The organism is Marinobacter sp. 1-3A, from assembly GCF_016597775.1.
Lineage (GTDB): Bacteria > Pseudomonadota > Gammaproteobacteria > Pseudomonadales > Oleiphilaceae > Marinobacter > Marinobacter xiaoshiensis.
On record NZ_VCGZ01000011.1, the window covers coordinates 1 to 15,965 of the forward strand.

A 15,965-nucleotide genomic window follows, 5' to 3' on the forward strand; every position below is an offset into this window, starting at 1 on the left:
ACCTTATAACCTTTGCTCAAGACAAAACTCAATTTTCGACGAGTCGCTTGCCTTGGTATTTCTTGTCGAAATACTCCAGCCAGCGCCCACACGAATTACTTGGTCAATTTGTTAAAGAGCGGTTGAGCCGTTGCTCAATCAAGGTGGCGTATTCTACATCGTCTCGCCGCCTTGTCAACCGTTTAATTAAAGAATCTTCAAACTCGTTTTCTTTAATACTTTCAAACAGTTGTCCTTCTCAACCCACCCCGTCTCAGCGGTGTGTCCCTCGAAGGAGATGCGCATTCTACAGACGCACACGAAACTGTCAACGGCCATTTTCAATTAATTCTGAATAACTTCGGTTTCCACCTATAAATACACCAAGCCAAGGCAGAAACCGATCAAAAAACCAACAGCTTGAGCTTTATTTAACGCTCGAAGCCGATCTGCGCGGCTTGCGACGAAACAAAGCTCGAACTGGGCCGGACAGCGCATAGATCAGAAAACCGGTAAACAAAACGGTCGCGGGATCCAATGCAATCACTACAAGTATTAGCACTACTAGCAGTATTGCAGCAAAAGGCACGCGGCCACGGAGATCCAAATCCTTAAAGCTGCTATACAATACATTGCTCACCATCAGCACGCCTGCGCCACCTACAACAACTATAGTCAAAAAGGTGAGCCAACCCGCAGGCTCAAAGGTATGGAAGCACCACACGAGCCCTGCAACACAAGCTGCTGCTGCTGGACTAGGCAGACCGACAAAGTACTTCTTATCTACTGACCCGATCTGGGTATTGAAGCGCGCAAGGCGCAACGCTGTACCCGCCACATAAATGAACGTAATAGCCCAGCCGATTTTATCCAAGCCATTCAAAGACCAGAAAAACGCAACAAATCCTGGAGCAACACCAAACGCAACCATATCTGCGAGACTATCGTACTCCTCGCCAAACTTGCTTTGGGTATTGGTCATACGGGCTACGCGCCCATCAAGCCCATCCAGAATCATGGATATAAAAATTGCTATGGCTGCGTTATCAAAAACACCGCCAGCCGCAGCAACAATCGCATAGAACCCCGAGAACAGGGAGGCAGTTGTTAGCGCGTTGGGAAGAAGGTATATCCCCTTCTTTCTCACCGGAGCACCCCCAACAAACTCTTCCTCTACAACCTCTCCAGGCTCAATATCACATTCACTCTCTGCCTTGACGGAGAGGTCCGGATTTCCTTTCGTGGATTCCAGGTCAGTATCTTTTCTTTCTTCAGTCATTCCCATTACTCCGGAAAGTATTTGAGCGGAGTATATACGAAAAACGCGGCCACTCGGGCCGCGCTTTATTAAACCAAGCGAAAACGTGCTTAGTTTTTGTCCTTATCTACGATCTTGTTCGCAGAAATCCACGGCATCATTCCGCGCAACTTCTCACCAGTCACTTCAATCTGGTGCTCAGCATTCTGACGACGACGCGCAGTCATTGACGGGTAGTTGAGTGCACCTTCAGAGATGAACATCTTGGCATACTCACCACTCTGGATGCGCTTAAGCGCGTTGCGCATGGCTTCACGGGACTGTTCGTTGATGATCTCTGGGCCGGTCACGTACTCGCCATACTCTGCGTTGTTAGAGATGGAGTAATTCATATTGGCGATACCGCCTTCGTACATCAGGTCTACAATCAGCTTCAGCTCGTGCAGACACTCAAAGTACGCCATTTCCGGAGCATAACCTGCTTCGGTCAAGGTCTCGAAGCCTGCCTTAACCAGCTCAACTGCACCACCACAAAGAACAGCCTGCTCACCGAACAGGTCGGTTTCAGTCTCGTCCTTGAATGTGGTTTCGATGATGCCGGTACGACCACCACCAATGCCGCTCGCATAAGAAAGAGCTACGTTCTTGGCGTTGCCAGATGCGTCCTGAAAGATAGCAATCAGGTCAGGAATGCCACCGCCGTTAGCGAACTCAGTGCGAACAGTGTGGCCTGGCGCCTTAGGGGCAACCATGATTACATCAAGGTCTTTGCGTGGAACGATCTGGTTGTAGTGAACAGCAAAACCGTGAGCAAACGCCAGAGTGGCGCCCTGCTTAAGGTTCGGCTCAATCTCGGCAGCGTACAGCTGGGACTGAAACTCATCTGGAGTCAGAATCATTACAACGTCAGCGGCCGCAACGGCAGATGGCACATCGCTGGTCTTCAGGCCATAGGCTTCTGCTTTGGCGATGGACGAGGACCCCGGGCGCAGACCTACAGTTACATCAACACCGGACTCTTTCAGGTTGCACGCATGCGCGTGGCCCTGTGAGCCAAAGCCGATGATGGCAACTTTCTTGCCCTGGATGATAGAAAGATCGCAATCCTTATCGTAATAAACCTGCATGACTAACCTCTATGATTTGTGATGGCCTTTTCAAGCGGCCAAAGCTTTCGTTAAACACTAAACCGTTTTAAAGACTTAAAACCTTTTCGCCTCTGGCGATTCCGGAAATCCCCGAGCGTACCACTTCCAGCACGCCAGATGCTCCAATCGCCTGAACAAAGCCATCCAGCTTATCGCTTGGCCCTGCCAGCTGAACTGTATAGACCGAACTGGTCACATCAACGATCTGCCCCCTGAAAATATCCACAGTACGCTTGATTTCAGCGCGCTGAGAACCAGTTGCTTTCAGCTTGATCAGCATTAGCTCTCGCTCGATGTGTGGGCCCTCAGTAAGGTCCACCAACTTAACCACCTCAACGAGTTTGTTGAGCTGTTTGGTAATCTGCTCAATCACTCGATCCGGGCCAGTTGTTGTTACCGTCAGGCGAGACAGAGTCTCGTCCTCCGTTGGCGCAACAGTCAGGGTCTCAATGTTGTAGTTACGCTGCGAAAACAAACCAACTACTCGGGACAGAGCCCCCGGTTCGTTTTCCAGCAAGACAGAAATGATTCGACGCATGATCACACCCTCTCCGTTTTGCTGAGCCACATATCTTTCATGCAGCCGCGAGCTACTTGCATCGGGTATACATGCTCAAAGCGGTCAACCTGAATATCCACGAAAACCAGCCTGTCCTTCATAGCCAGAGCTTCCTTGAGCCTGGGCTCCAGATCTTCTTTCTTATCGATCCTGATACCCACATGACCGTAAGCTTCAGCCAACTTGATGAAATCAGGCAGGGACTCCATGTAGGAATGAGAGTGCCTGGACTCGTAGTTCATGTCCTGCCACTGCTTCACCATACCCAGAGCCTGATTATTCAAGTTGATAATCTTCACCGGCAACTTGTACTGGTTACAGGTGGAGAGCTCCTGAATATTCATCTGGATACTGCCCTCACCTGTAATACAGAGCACTTCGTCATCCGGATGGGTCAGCTTGATGCCCATAGCGGCTGGCAAGCCAAAGCCCATGGTGCCGAGTCCACCGGAGTTGATCCAGCGATTCGGCTTATCAAACTTGTAGTACTGAGCCGCGAACATCTGGTGCTGCCCCACATCAGAGGTAACAAATGCATCCCCATTCGTGAGGCGGTGCAGCATTTCGACGACTTCTTGCGGCTTGATTACATCCGGGCTGGTTTCATAGCGCATACCATGGAAAGCGCGCCATTCATCAATCTGCTTCCACCAGGATGCGATAGCCTCTGCATCCGGCTTTTCCTTGCTCTCTTTTACCAGTGCGAGCATTTCCTTGAGAACCGCATCCACCGGCCCCACGATCGGCACGTCGGCGTCGATGGTCTTGGAGATTGATGCCGGATCAATATCAATATGAATAATCCGTGCACCAGGGCAGAACTTCTCTGTTGCGTTGGTGACGCGATCATCAAACCGCGCACCAACCGCCAGAATAAGGTCCGAGTGGTGCATCGCCATATTCGCTTCGTAGGTTCCGTGCATGCCAAGCCAGCCAAGGTGCTGCTTGTCGCTGGCCGGATAACAACCAATCCCCATCAGGGTATTAGTAATCGGATAACCCAACTTGCGCACCAACTCTGTTAGCTGACCGGATGCCTTGCCCAGAATGACACCGCCACCGGCATATATAACAGGGCGTCGCGCCGCCAGCATCATATCGACCGCTTTTTTGATCTGGCCTGCATGGCCACGGATAGCCGGATTGTATGAGCGCAGCTTTACTTTTTTCGGATAAGCGTACTCGAAGCGCTCATTAGGCGCGGTCATATCCTTGGGAATATCCACAACAACAGGACCAGGGCGACCGGTAGAGGCGATGTAATACGCTTTGCGGATAATTTCCGGAATCTCTGACGGATGACGCACACTGAGGTTGTGCTTAACGACAGGCCTGGAAACACCCATCATATCGGTTTCCTGAAAGGCATCTTCGCCAATCAGAGTGGATGCAACCTGCCCGCACAGAACCACCATGGGGATGGAGTCCATGAATGCAGTTGCAATACCGGTAATGGTATTGGTGGCTCCAGGGCCGGAGGTCACAAGCACGGTTCCCGGCAAGCCAGTCGCGCGCGCATAGCCGTCAGCCATGTGTACCGCCGCCTGTTCGTGCCTTACCAGAATGTGTTTGACTTCGTCCTGCCTGAACAGCGCATCATAAATATGAAGGGCTGCACCACCCGGATAGCCATATATGTACTCGATCCCCTGATCCTGCAGGGAGCGGATCAGCATATCGGCGCCAGACAATAACTCCACGATTTTCTACCCTCTTTTACGAGTGAATGAGCCGGGCACACGCCCGGTTGCCTGGGTTCACGGTTTCCCTGCTTCTTTTGAAAGCGGAACCGGCTGCTCCACACTTTGTTAAGAGGTTGTCTCCTGGCCAGCCGCCCTCCTGAGGGTTGCGGAGAACGGCCAATCGACGGGTTGCACGTAAGCAACAACCATTCCGCGACAGATGCGCGGCACGCTCAGTGTGGTAAATAACGGGGGATACTTGCAAGGGATTGCCTGCCGTTAGCCCCAGTCTTCAGGCAATCCGTAATTCTGACAGCGCGAAACTCCCTGTCAATAGCCACAGTTGCTTTCTGTACCCATACTGACGGATGCTCTGCCATAATTAACTGAAACTCAGGTGCGGAGTTTTGAACCAGGCGGAAGAAAAATCCGTACCCAGGTGGCATGATGGACGCACGTACAACACAACGAGTAGAGCCATGAACAGAAAATCCCTGATGCTGACATTATTAATTTCCGTAGCACCCGGCATGGCAATGAGCGCCTCTGTGTACAAATGGACGGACGACAATGGTGTTACCCATTATGGCGACCGTCAGCCGGTTGGAGCCAGCTCCGAGACTGTCAACGTTCGCTCTGGCACATCTTCTGGATCTGACAGCAGCCGCACTAGTCCCCAGCAACGCCTGAACGAGTTACAAGAGCAACAGCAGAAAAAAGCCGAGCGGGAAAATGAGACTGCGGTTGAAGCGGCGCGCCGCAAGCAGCGTGAGGCGAATTGCGAGACAGCACGGGCAAACCTGGAAATCATCGAGAGCAACGCGCGTATCCGGATCGAGGAAAATGGCGAGCAACGCTACCTTGCACCTGAAGAAATCGCTGAACAAAAAATGAAGTTCGAAGAAGTTGTCGCTGAGAACTGTGGCCCAGAGCCCCAAAAATAGGCCTTAAACCCAAACGCCAAGACAGCAAAAAGTGGGCAGGGCCGAAGCCATGCCCACTTTTCCCTGGTTTTTAATCATGCTTTTTCGAACACCAGCACACTGCCGTCCGCAGAGGCACGAATAGTGTCACCAGAGACAAAGTCTCCCCGCAACAATCTTTGCGCCAACGGGTTTTCAATCATCCGCTGAACGGCTCTCTTCAGCGGCCGGGCTCCGTATACGGGATCGTAGCCGACTTCGCCCAGAAGATTCATCGCAGCATCATCCAGCTCCAACTTCACTCCCTGTTCCTGCAGGCGCCTGTTGAGTATCTCAACCTGAATTTTGGCGATTCCATGAATCTGGTCTCCAGCCAGCGGATGGAACACAACCACTTCATCCACACGGTTAATAAACTCAGGCCGGAAGTGAGCTCCTACCTCCACCATAACCGCAGCCTTCATGGCTTCGTAATTTTCAGCTCCCGCTTTTTGCTGAATGATGTCTGAGCCCAGGTTTGAGGTCATCACGATAACTGTGTTGCTGAAGTCCACCGTTCTACCCTGGCCATCTGTAAGACGACCGTCATCTAGAACCTGAAGCAGTATGTTGAAGACATCCGGGTGCGCTTTCTCAACTTCGTCCAGTAACAGCACGGAATAGGGCCGCCGACGAACGGCTTCGGTAAGGTAGCCGCCCTCTTCATAACCCACATACCCTGGGGGCGCACCGATCAGCCGGGCAACGGAATGCTTCTCCATAAACTCCGACATATCGATTCGCACCATAGCGTCATCGGTATCAAAGAGGAACGAAGCAAGCGCCTTGCACAGTTCGGTTTTACCGACTCCTGTTGGCCCAAGGAACAGGAAGGAACCATTAGGCCGCTGCGGATCTGCCAAGCCGGCCCGGGAACGGCGTACGGCATTCGATACCGCCTCTACCGCCTCACTCTGACCAATCACACGTTTGTGCAGGGCCTCTTCCATACGCATCAACTTATCGCGCTCGCCTTCCAGCATTCTGGATACAGGAATACCTGTCCATTTCGAAACAACCTCTGCGATCTCCTCGTCGGTGACACGATTTCGCAGCAACTTCATTTCCATCATTTCTGCCTGGCTTGCCATATCGAGCTGACGCTCCAGCTCCGGGATGCGGCCATACTGCAACTCGGACATTTTGCCCAAGTCACCTGCCCGACGGGCGGTCTCCAGATCAATACGCGCCTGCTCAAGCTGGCTCTTTATTTTCTGGGAGCCGTGCAAGGCAGCCTTTTCCGTATTCCAGATTTCCTCAAGATCAGCGTACTCGCGTTCCACACCCCCGATAACACTGGAAAGCTCTTCAAGGCGCTTCTTTGACGCGGCATCGGTCTCCTTTTTCAGAGCCTCTCGCTCGATTTTTAGCTGGATGAGCCTGCGCTCCAGGCGATCCAGGGGCTCCGGTTTGGAGTCCATCTCCATCCGGATCTGGCTCGCCGCTTCATCGATCAGATCAATCGCCTTGTCCGGCAACTGGCGGTCTGTAATGTAGCGCTGAGACAACTTGGCCGCGGCGATAATCGCTCCATCCGTCACCTCAACACCGTGGTGTACTTCGTAGCGCTCTTTCAGACCCCGGAGAATCGCGATGGTGTCTTCTTCATTCGGCTCATTCACCAGCACTTTCTGAAAACGGCGCTCCAGAGCGGCGTCTTTTTCAATGTTCTCACGGTATTCGTTCAACGTGGTGGCACCCACGCAATGCAACTCGCCCCGGGCCAGCGCCGGCTTGAGCATGTTACCCGCGTCCATGGAGCCTTCGGCTTTACCTGCACCCACCACCGTATGGATTTCATCGATGAACAGAATGATCTGACCTTCCTGTTTGGCGAGTTCATTGAGCACCGCTTTCAAACGCTCCTCAAACTCGCCACGAAACTTGGCGCCAGCTATAAGCGAGCCCATATCCAGAGACAACACTCGCTTATTTTTCAGACCTTCGGGTACTTCGCCGTTTACAATCCGTTGGGCCAAGCCTTCGGCAATGGCGGTTTTACCTACGCCCGGCTCGCCGATAAGTACCGGGTTGTTTTTACGGCGGCGCTGCAGCACCTGAATAGTGCGGCGTATTTCGTCATCACGACCAATTACCGGGTCAAGTTTCCCGGCTTCGGCCCGCTCGGTCAGATCAATCGTATATTTGGAGAGCGCCTGACGGCTTTCCTCTGCACCTGCATCATCCACAGTTTCACCACCTCGAACGGTATTAATAGCGTTTTCCAGGGCAGCTTTATCTACACCCTGTTCACGCAACACACGACCAAGCGTGCCACGGTCTTCCAGAGCGGCCAAAAGCATCAACTCACTGGATATAAATTGATCTTTTCGCTTCTGCGCCAATTTATCGGCAATATTGAACAGTCGCCCCATGTCGTTCGACATAGCGACATCGCCTGCGCTGCCACTCACTTCAGGCAGGTTTTCTATTTCTTGCGCGACAGCCTTGCGCACACGACCAGGTTCAGCGCCAGCCTGCTTAAGAAGCGGGGTGATGGAGCTGCCTTGCTGATCCAGCATGGCCTGCATGAGGTGGAGAGGCTCAATAAAGTTATGATCCTTGCCAACCGCCAGTGATTGCGCGTCAGCCAGTGCGGTTTGTAACAGACTGGTGAGTTTATCGATTCTCATGAATTCGTTTCCCCGATTTGTCCAGCGAATGCGATCAGTTATTGCACATTCGATTAGCTTTGGGAACTAATGTAGGGGCTATCAGGGGAAGTTCAAGGTCACCACGGACAAAACCGTCAGAAAATTGACAGAGCTCAGGTTTTCCAGATGGCGGTGGCCATGCGACCGGTCTTGCCATCGCGGCGATAGGAATAAAAACGCTGTTTATCGGTAACCGTACAAAAGCCGCCGCCGAAAATCTTTGTAACGCCCATATTCTGCAGGCGCTGCCGGGCAAGCAGATAGATATCGGCCATATAATGTCCCTCTCGAGCACCCTCAGAACTGAATGCACTTTCGGCTTCTGGATCATGCGCCATAAACGCCGCTTTCACTTCCGGGCCTACTTCAAATGTCCCTGGGCCTATGGCTGGTCCCAACCAGGCCATCAAGGTGTTGCCGGGCAACCCCATAGCGGAGACCAGATTTTCCAGAACGCCACCACACAAGCTGCGCCAGCCTGCGTGGGCAGCTGCCACGGTAGTCCCATTCAGGTCACAGAGCATAACCGGCAAACAATCTGCCGTAAGGATAGTGCAGGCGTTATTAGCCGCCTGAGTCCAGCTTGCATCCGCATCAGGAATACTCACACCCTCTGCTGGAGGAAGGCGGACAACGTCAGTACCGTGGACCTGGTTGAGCCACACGAAAGCATCTGCCGGAAGGCTACAGGCACGGGCCAGCCTCAGGCGATTTTCCGCCACGCGTGCAGGTTCATCGCCCACATGACTCCCAAGGTTCATACTAGCCCAAGGCGGCATGCTAACGCCGCCCAACCGGATAGTACACACTGCATGGATGTTCGAGGGAGCAGGCCAATCCGGACGGATCAGCGGCACTTCTGAAACCCAGTCAGAACTCATCGCTCTCCAAATCCTTAACATGCTTGCGCAACGCTGCTAACAAACCCAGGAAGTCTTCCGGCAAAGGCACCTCCCAGCTCAGGATCTCACCGGTTTCCGGGTGTTCCAGCGTGAGCTGTCGCGCATGCAACGCTTGCCGGTGAAATGCCGAGAGTACCTGGCGCAACTCTTCTGTTGTGCCTTTCGGTAATCGAAGGCGGCCGCCATAGAGGGGATCACCCACCAACGGGTGCTTGACATGAGCCATGTGGACTCGAATCTGGTGGGTACGACCGCTTTCAAGCTTGCAGCGCACATGAGTATGAGCCGCAAAGCGCTCAATCAGGCGATAATGGGTTACCGCGGGCTTGCCACTTTTGACAACACCCATTTTCTTTCGTTCATGGGGATGACGGCCAATGGGCGCATCCACCGTGGCACCACCTGTGAGGGTACCAACAACTACCGCCTCGTACTCCCGACCCATGCTGCGGGTTTGCAGCTGATCAACCAGCGATGTGTGGGCAATCAGGCTTCGGGCAACCACCATAATCCCTGAAGTATCCTTATCGAGACGATGGACAATGCCAGCTCTTGGCAGGTTTTCCACCTCCGGTGCATAGTTCAACAACGCATTGACCAAGGTGCCATCTGCGTGGCCAGCTGCAGGATGAACAACTAAGCCCGCCGGCTTGTTGATCACAAGCAGATGCTCATCTTCATAGACAATATCCAGGCTGATGGCTTCGGCCTGCCAGGTCACCTGAGCTTCAGGCTCTGCGTCCAGCTCTATCCGGTCGCTGAGCATCACCTTGTCTTTCGGCCTGCGAACTTCCCCATTTACTGTTAACGCACCACTGCGAATCCAGGATTGCAGGCGCGAGCGCGAGTGTTCGGGCATAAGTTCTGCCACCGCCTGGTCCAGGCGCCGATCGCTCAAAGCGGGTGGCACAGCAAAACTGGCAACTATTCGGTTTTCAGATGACATTAAGCCCCCGGGGCCGGTAAGTGTTAGGTTTTGGTCAGTATATTTGAAACAGTCGGGCTGTGCTTTGCACATTTATCCACATGTAATCATGTGAGGCTGCACATAAGGCGAGTTCCCCGCTACAATAGCGCCCTTGAATTTATCGACATTATACGGGATTCCGGCATGAGATCAGGTGTTCGTTTATTGCTACTTTCAACACTGGTTGTGCTGATCAGTGCCTGCGCCTCTAAAGGGCCAGAGGAAGTGCTTCCGGAAAAAACCTATTATGATAATGCGCGCCAGGCAATGAACTCCGGCAACTTCAATGAAGCCGAACGAAATCTTGACTCCCTGGAGACCTACTACCCTTTCGGCCGGTACGCGGAACAGGCTCAGCTTGACCTCATATATGCCCGCTACCAAAACCTGGATCTTGAAGGCTCCAGAGCTGCTGCAGACCGCTTCCTGCGCCTGAACCCTCAAAGTGATCACGCGGATTATGCACTCTACATGCGCGGGTTCGCCTCGTATAACCTGGATATCGGCCTGGCCGCTCGCTACTTTGCGATTGACGTTGCTGCCCGGGATGCCGGGGAGCAGCTCCAGTCTTTCCGTGACTTCAGTGAACTGTTGAACCGTTATCCGGAAAGCGAATACGCAGCAGACGCTCGCCAGCGCATGATCGCCGTTCGCAACCGCATGGCGGAACTGGAACTTCACGCGGCGCGCTATTACATCAAGCGGGAAGCCTATGTGGCAGCCAACAACCGGGCACGCTACATCGCAGAGAACTACCCTACATCACCCGCGGTTGAAGAAGCTCTGGTTATCCTCGCAGAAACCTTTGATTTTCTTAAATTCAAAAAAGGCTCTCAGGACGCTATCGCTCTGCTGCGCCAGAACTTCCCCGAAAGCGACGCCTTCAACAGCGATGGCGAGTTTGAAGCCAACTTGCTGAAACGCGAAAACCGCTCACTCTCCAGCGTAGTTACCTTCGGGATCCTGGGCGACGAATAACACCCCGCCCGGTCAATTGCCGCTTTTCCATCCACTGGTGATGGGATAGCGGCGATCTTTGCCAAACCCGCGCTCAGTAATGCGAATGCCAATAGGTGCCTGGCGGCGCTTGTATTCGTTGAGGTCCACCAAACGGACAACACGGGTAACATCCGCCGGATCAAAGCCCTCCGCAATAATCGCATCCGCACTGAAATCCCGCTCTACATACAAGTTCAGGATCTTATCCAGCACATCGTAACCTGGAAGATTGTCTTCATCTTTCTGGTCCGGGGCCAACTCCGCAGAAGGTGGCCGCGTGATGACTCGCTCGGGAATCACCGGAGAGACGGAGTTGCGATACCAGGCAAGACGGAAGACCAGTGTCTTGGGAACATCCTTGAGCACATCAAAACCGCCCGCCATATCGCCATAAAGGGTTGAGTAGCCTACCGCCAACTCACTCTTGTTACCGGTGGTCAGCACCAGGGATCCAAATTTATTGGAAAGCGACATGAGCATAACGCCGCGAATACGGGCTTGCAGATTTTGCTCGGTGGTGTCGATTGCTGTGCCCTCAAACGGCTCCGCCAAAGCAGTCATAAAGGATTCATACATAGGCTCGATCGAGTAAACATCATACTGAACGCCCATGGTCACCGCCTGAGCCTCCGCATCCTCCAGACTGATATCCGATGTATATCTGAAAGGCATCATCACAGCACGAACACGCTCCGGCCCCAAGGCATCCACCGCCACCGCCAAAGCGACTGCAGAATCTATGCCGCCGGAGAGCCCAAGCACCACAGACTTGAAACCGTTCTTGTTTACATAATCGCGAACGCCTGTCACCAGTGCGTTGTAAACGTTTGCCTCAAGGGTGGGTTCTGCCGGCAGGGGCTGGGAGACCGGCTGGCAGTGGTGCTCACACAGGAAATCCACCGAAAACAGGCCCTCGGTAAATTGAGGGGCCTCTACCGCCAGGGAACCGGAATGGTCGTAGACCATCGAACCACCGTCGAACACCAGCTCGTCTTGGGCGCCCACCAGGTTGGCGTAAACAATGCTCACCCGGTTATCCCGAGACTTGCGCTCAAGCAACGCCTTTCTGCGCGCCTGCTTGTCGATATCATAGGGCGATGCATTCAGGTTGATGATCAGACGTGCACCGGCAGCCGCAGAGTCTTCAACAGGCCCGTCGGCCCAAATGTCCTCACAAACAGTCAGGCCAATTGGCACGCCGCAGATATTGACTACGACGGCACCATTACCTTCAGCAAAGTACCGTTTCTCATCAAATACCTGATAATTTGGCGGGAACCGCTTGAAGTAACGCCCTGTTATTTCGCCGCCCTCAATCACTACCGCGGCGTTGAAAAGCCTGCCATCCTTCCGAAACGGAAGACCAACAACAATGGCTGCCCCCAGATCTGCACCTTGCAGGCGCTCCAAAGCCTCATTTACCCGAAGATCCATACTGGGCCGAAGCAACAAGTCTTCCGGCGGATACCCGGTAATACAGAGCTCCGGGAAGACAACAATGTCGGCTTCTTGTTCGGCGTAGGCACGCTTTGCTGCCTCAATGATCCGACCGGTGTTTCCTGGAATGTCCCCCACAAGAAAATCCAACTGCGCCATCACTACCCGCAGGTTACGGGGGGATGAAGGTGAAAACGGGGTGTTCCCGGAAACAGACATACTTTGGCTCCTGTAACTCATTGCCACGAAAAGGCTATTATACCCTCCCAAAGACCCGGATTTCTTCCGCTCGACAACGGATTTCCAAAAACCATGGCTACAGACTCGGTATCAGCAGTCAAGACCGGCAAACGATCCCCGGGGATCCAACAGGCCAAGCTATTCCGCATCTACAATCATTATCGGGTTGTAATCAGCCTGATGCTGGTGGCACTGCTGTTTGTTGAACCGGTTAATTTTGACACCCGCTTTCGGTTCCTTGACTACTACCAGTTTGGAGTGATGGGTTATTTTGCTTTAAACGGCTTTCTTGCATTCATCATGCTCGCAGGCTTTCAGCCGCGGCAGCAGCACATCACGATATCTATTCTTCTGGATATCCTGATCATGCACGGGCTGTTATTTGCCAGCACGGGCATCACCAGCGGCTTGGCTAATCTTGTGATCATCTCGGTTGCAGCGGGTAATATTCTTACACCCAGCAGAATGGGCACCTTCTACGCAGCTCTTGCCGCAATTTGCTCACTCGGTATTTCAGGCTGGGCGATTCTGACTGTTGATGGGAACGGCGATGACATAGTCCGCGCCGGCTCCTTCGGCATTCTGTACTTTGCGGCCGCATTCGTTCTACAAAACATTTCTCGGAGAATGATGCGCAGCGAAGCGCTCGCCACCAGCCGCGCCAAGAGCATTGTAGAGTTGGAGCAGATCAACCAACAGATTATTCAGCGCATGCGTACCGGCATTCTTGTGCTCGATCGATATGGGCAGGTGAGGCTCGCAAACGCTGCCGCAGAGGAGTTACTTTTCGGAATCCCAACAGATCTAGCCCGACACACCACGCGCTCCCGAACCCTTCCCCAGGCGCTGAAATCGGGGCTGGACGCTTGGCTAAAGCACCCTGAAATGCGCACAAAACCGTTTCAACCGGCGCCTACCTCGCCACTTTTACAGGTAAGCTTCACCCAGCTTGATCAGGAACCCGGGGAACAGATTCTTGTATTTATTGAAGATATGAGCAAAGTGACCCAGCAGGCACAGCAAATGAAACTGGCCTCTCTGGGGCGCCTGACTGCAGGCATTGCTCACGAAATTCGCAACCCGCTTGGCGCCATAAGCCACGCGGCCCAACTAATGGAAGAGTCGCCTCACCTTGATGCAAGCGACCTGCAAATGCTGGACATAATCCAGCGACACTCTCGGCGGGTCAATGGCATTATAGAAAACGTTCTCAGCCTCTCCCGTCGCAGACCAGCAAATGCGGATTTGGTTGATGTGGCCACGTGGCTGGAAGAGTATCGGGCTGACTTTCTGCAGACCCAGAAAGAATCCGACCCACCTACCGATGTAGTTTTAAGCATTGAACCGCACATTCCCGATGCGCGATTTGATAAAAGCCAGATTGAGCAGGTACTGGTAAACTTGTGTGACAACGGTTTGCGGTACAGCCAGCAGCACTCTGGCGAACGAAGGATCGAGCTACGCGCGGGAGCCACTGCTGATGGAGAGCGCACCTATTTGGATGTGAGGGACTTTGGCCCCGGCATAGCTCCTGAATTCAGCCATTCAGTTTTCGAGCCATTTTATACAACGGACAAAGGTGGTACTGGCCTCGGGCTTTATCTGGCCCGAGAACTGTGCGAGGCTAACCAGGCCCACTTGTCCTTGATCGAAGACGATCAACCCGGCTGCTGTTTTCGTATCACCTTTGCCCACCCGGGGCGAATGATCTGACAAGGAACGAGCACGACAAGATGACCACTTATACCGCGCTGATTGTTGATGATGAACCGGATATCCGAGATCTTCTTGAGATTACCCTTACCCGCATGGGTATAGAAACCCTGACTGCTCCAGATATTACCAGCGCACTCAAATTGCTGGAAACCCACAACCCCCAGCTTTGCCTGACAGACATGAACCTGCCAGATGGTAACGGTATAGAACTGGTGCAATGGATCCAGAAACATAAGCCAGCCACACCGGTAGCCGTCATCACGGCCTATGGCAGCATGGATACAGCCATCGAGTCGCTCAAGGCTGGTGCATTCGATTTCGTTTCCAAGCCGGTTGAGTTGTCGAGACTCAGAGAACTGGTAAACAGCGCACTTAAACTTACCAAAACCGAGCCAGACGCTGACGATGTTTCGGATGAGCCGGGGCTTCTGCTTGGCAACTCCTCGCAGATAAAGAAACTCAGGAACCAGACTCGCAAACTCGCCAGAAGCCAGGCACCGGTGTTTATCAACGGTGAATCCGGCAGCGGTAAAGAACTCGTGGCCCGTATGATTCACTTACAGGGCCCGCGCAGCGACGGCCCTTTTATAGCCGTTAACTGTGGGGCCATTCCTTCCGAGCTGATGGAAAGTGAATTTTTTGGGCATAAAAAAGGCAGTTTTACAGGCGCCGTTGATAACAAGGACGGGCTCTTTCGCTCTGCAAACGGTGGCACGCTGTTTCTGGATGAAGTGGCCGACTTACCCTTGGCGATGCAAGTAAAACTGCTGCGCGCCATTCAGGAAAAAGCCGTGCGACCGGTAGGTGATACCAAAGAACTGCCCGTCGACATACGATTGCTGAGCGCGACCCACCAAAACCTGGCGGAACTTGTTCAGGAAGGAACCTTTCGACAGGATCTGTTTTACCGTATCAACGTGATTGAGCTGGCAGTGCCCCCATTGCGGGACCGCAAAGATGATATTGAATTACTGGCAAACCACATTCTTGAGCGCATCGCGCGGGAATACGAATGTGATGCAGCTACCCTCACCCAGGACGCCATAGATCGACTGAAAGAGCATGACTTCCCCGGCAACGTGCGGGAACTGGAAAACATTCTTGAACGGGCCTTCACGCTCTGCGATGCGGACCGTATCAGTGCTTCGGACCTGCATCTGGGCAGTGGCGCGGGCGCAGACGGATCAGAACACACTACCCGCACGGCTATCTCCGAGGCTTGCCCGACATTAGTGCCGGATGGGGATATTGACCTGGAGGGCTATCTTGAATCCATTGAGCGCCAGGCTATTGAGAAGGCGTTAGAAGCGACCCGTTGGAATAAGACGGCGGCTGCGAAGAAACTGGGGATCAGTTTTCGGGCGTTGAGGTATAGGTTGAAGAAGTTGGGGATGGAGTGAGCAGCTATTTGCTTTAAAGTATAAATAATTTGTAAAATTCCCGGCAGCAACCCAGCTACGGA

At 53.2% G+C, this 15,965-nt stretch carries 12 protein-coding genes; 4 read left to right on the plus strand and 8 right to left on the minus strand.

Going from position 1 to position 15,965, the window contains the following annotated elements; genetic code table 11:
• Positions 1-406: 406 nt before the first annotated feature.
• The 4 genes from pssA to FE848_RS15640 form a co-directional block, all read right to left on the minus strand.
• The gene (gene pssA, locus FE848_RS15625) at positions 407-1,258 is read right to left on the minus strand and encodes a CDP-diacylglycerol--serine O-phosphatidyltransferase (RefSeq protein WP_200204792.1); all 852 of its coding nucleotides are present in this window, start codon (positions 1,256-1,258) and stop codon (positions 407-409) included.
• 89 nt (positions 1,259-1,347) lie between these two features.
• Entirely contained in the window at positions 1,348-2,364 is a 1,017-nt protein-coding gene (gene ilvC / locus FE848_RS15630) for a ketol-acid reductoisomerase (RefSeq protein ID WP_200204793.1), read from the minus strand.
• 67 nt (positions 2,365-2,431) lie between these two features.
• A complete protein-coding gene (gene ilvN, locus FE848_RS15635; protein ID WP_200204794.1) occupies positions 2,432-2,923 on the minus strand; it encodes an acetolactate synthase small subunit in 492 nt (163 codons plus the stop codon).
• A gap of 2 nt (positions 2,924-2,925) precedes the next feature.
• Positions 2,926-4,644 (minus strand): acetolactate synthase 3 large subunit, encoded by a 1,719-nt coding sequence (locus tag FE848_RS15640; protein ID WP_200204795.1) that lies wholly within the window; start codon positions 4,642-4,644, stop codon positions 2,926-2,928.
• Between the two features lie 461 nt (positions 4,645-5,105).
• On the opposite strand from FE848_RS15640, the gene FE848_RS15645 reads away from it, so the two are divergent.
• A complete protein-coding gene (locus tag FE848_RS15645) occupies positions 5,106-5,570 on the plus strand; it encodes a DUF4124 domain-containing protein (protein ID WP_200204796.1) in 465 nt (154 codons plus the stop codon).
• Positions 5,571-5,644: 74 nt separating this feature from the next.
• Here the strand turns inward: FE848_RS15645 and clpB are convergent, their stop codons facing one another.
• The 3 genes from clpB to rluD all read right to left on the minus strand — a co-directional run bounded on the left by clpB (position 5,645) and on the right by rluD (position 10,090).
• Entirely contained in the window at positions 5,645-8,221 is a 2,577-nt protein-coding gene (clpB, locus tag FE848_RS15650; protein WP_200204797.1) for an ATP-dependent chaperone ClpB, read from the minus strand.
• Positions 8,222-8,355: 134 nt separating this feature from the next.
• Positions 8,356-9,123, minus strand: a complete 768-nt coding sequence (gene pgeF / locus FE848_RS15655) for a peptidoglycan editing factor PgeF (protein WP_200204798.1) — start codon at positions 9,121-9,123, stop codon at positions 8,356-8,358.
• Entirely contained in the window at positions 9,113-10,090 is a 978-nt protein-coding gene (gene rluD / locus FE848_RS15660; protein ID WP_200204799.1) for a 23S rRNA pseudouridine(1911/1915/1917) synthase RluD, read from the minus strand. The genes pgeF and rluD overlap by 11 nt, the downstream gene beginning before the upstream one ends.
• Positions 10,091-10,255: 165 nt before the next feature.
• On the opposite strand from rluD, the gene FE848_RS15665 reads away from it, so the two are divergent.
• Positions 10,256-11,089, plus strand: a complete 834-nt coding sequence (locus tag FE848_RS15665; RefSeq protein WP_200204800.1) for an outer membrane protein assembly factor BamD — start codon at positions 10,256-10,258, stop codon at positions 11,087-11,089.
• A gap of 12 nt (positions 11,090-11,101) precedes the next feature.
• Here FE848_RS15665 and FE848_RS15670 read toward each other — a convergent pair whose 3' ends face one another.
• On the minus strand, positions 11,102-12,766 hold the full coding sequence (locus FE848_RS15670; protein WP_200204801.1) for an NAD+ synthase: 1,665 nt from the start codon (positions 12,764-12,766) through the stop codon (positions 11,102-11,104).
• A 93-nt stretch (positions 12,767-12,859) separates the two neighbouring features.
• On the opposite strand from FE848_RS15670, the gene FE848_RS15675 reads away from it, so the two are divergent.
• Together FE848_RS15675 and FE848_RS15680 are read left to right on the plus strand one after the other, a co-directional pair.
• Positions 12,860-14,500: a sensor histidine kinase gene (locus tag FE848_RS15675; protein ID WP_200204802.1), complete on the plus strand. Its 1,641-nt coding sequence runs from the start codon at positions 12,860-12,862 to the stop codon at positions 14,498-14,500.
• A 20-nt stretch (positions 14,501-14,520) separates the two neighbouring features.
• Positions 14,521-15,903: a sigma-54-dependent transcriptional regulator gene (locus FE848_RS15680; protein WP_200204803.1), complete on the plus strand. Its 1,383-nt coding sequence runs from the start codon at positions 14,521-14,523 to the stop codon at positions 15,901-15,903.
• Positions 15,904-15,965: the final 62 nt, after the last annotated feature.

What these genes read in the sequence shown, in the direction of transcription:
- pssA (WP_200204792.1), bottom strand. Translation starts at nt 1,258, where the DNA reads ATGACTGAAGAAAGAAAAGATACTGACCTGGAATCCACGAAAGGAAAT.
- ilvC (WP_200204793.1), bottom strand. Translation starts at nt 2,364, where the DNA reads ATGCAGGTTTATTACGATAAGGATTGCGATCTTTCTATCATCCAGGGC.
- ilvN (WP_200204794.1), bottom strand. Translation starts at nt 2,923, where the DNA reads ATGCGTCGAATCATTTCTGTCTTGCTGGAAAACGAACCGGGGGCTCTG.
- FE848_RS15645 (WP_200204796.1), top strand. Translation starts at nt 5,106, where the DNA reads ATGAACAGAAAATCCCTGATGCTGACATTATTAATTTCCGTAGCACCC.
- clpB (WP_200204797.1), bottom strand. Translation starts at nt 8,221, where the DNA reads ATGAGAATCGATAAACTCACCAGTCTGTTACAAACCGCACTGGCTGAC.
- pgeF (WP_200204798.1), bottom strand. Translation starts at nt 9,123, where the DNA reads ATGAGTTCTGACTGGGTTTCAGAAGTGCCGCTGATCCGTCCGGATTGG.
- rluD (WP_200204799.1), bottom strand. Translation starts at nt 10,090, where the DNA reads ATGTCATCTGAAAACCGAATAGTTGCCAGTTTTGCTGTGCCACCCGCT.
- FE848_RS15665 (WP_200204800.1), top strand. Translation starts at nt 10,256, where the DNA reads ATGAGATCAGGTGTTCGTTTATTGCTACTTTCAACACTGGTTGTGCTG.
- FE848_RS15670 (WP_200204801.1), bottom strand. Translation starts at nt 12,766, where the DNA reads ATGTCTGTTTCCGGGAACACCCCGTTTTCACCTTCATCCCCCCGTAAC.
- FE848_RS15675 (WP_200204802.1), top strand. Translation starts at nt 12,860, where the DNA reads ATGGCTACAGACTCGGTATCAGCAGTCAAGACCGGCAAACGATCCCCG.
- FE848_RS15680 (WP_200204803.1), top strand. Translation starts at nt 14,521, where the DNA reads ATGACCACTTATACCGCGCTGATTGTTGATGATGAACCGGATATCCGA.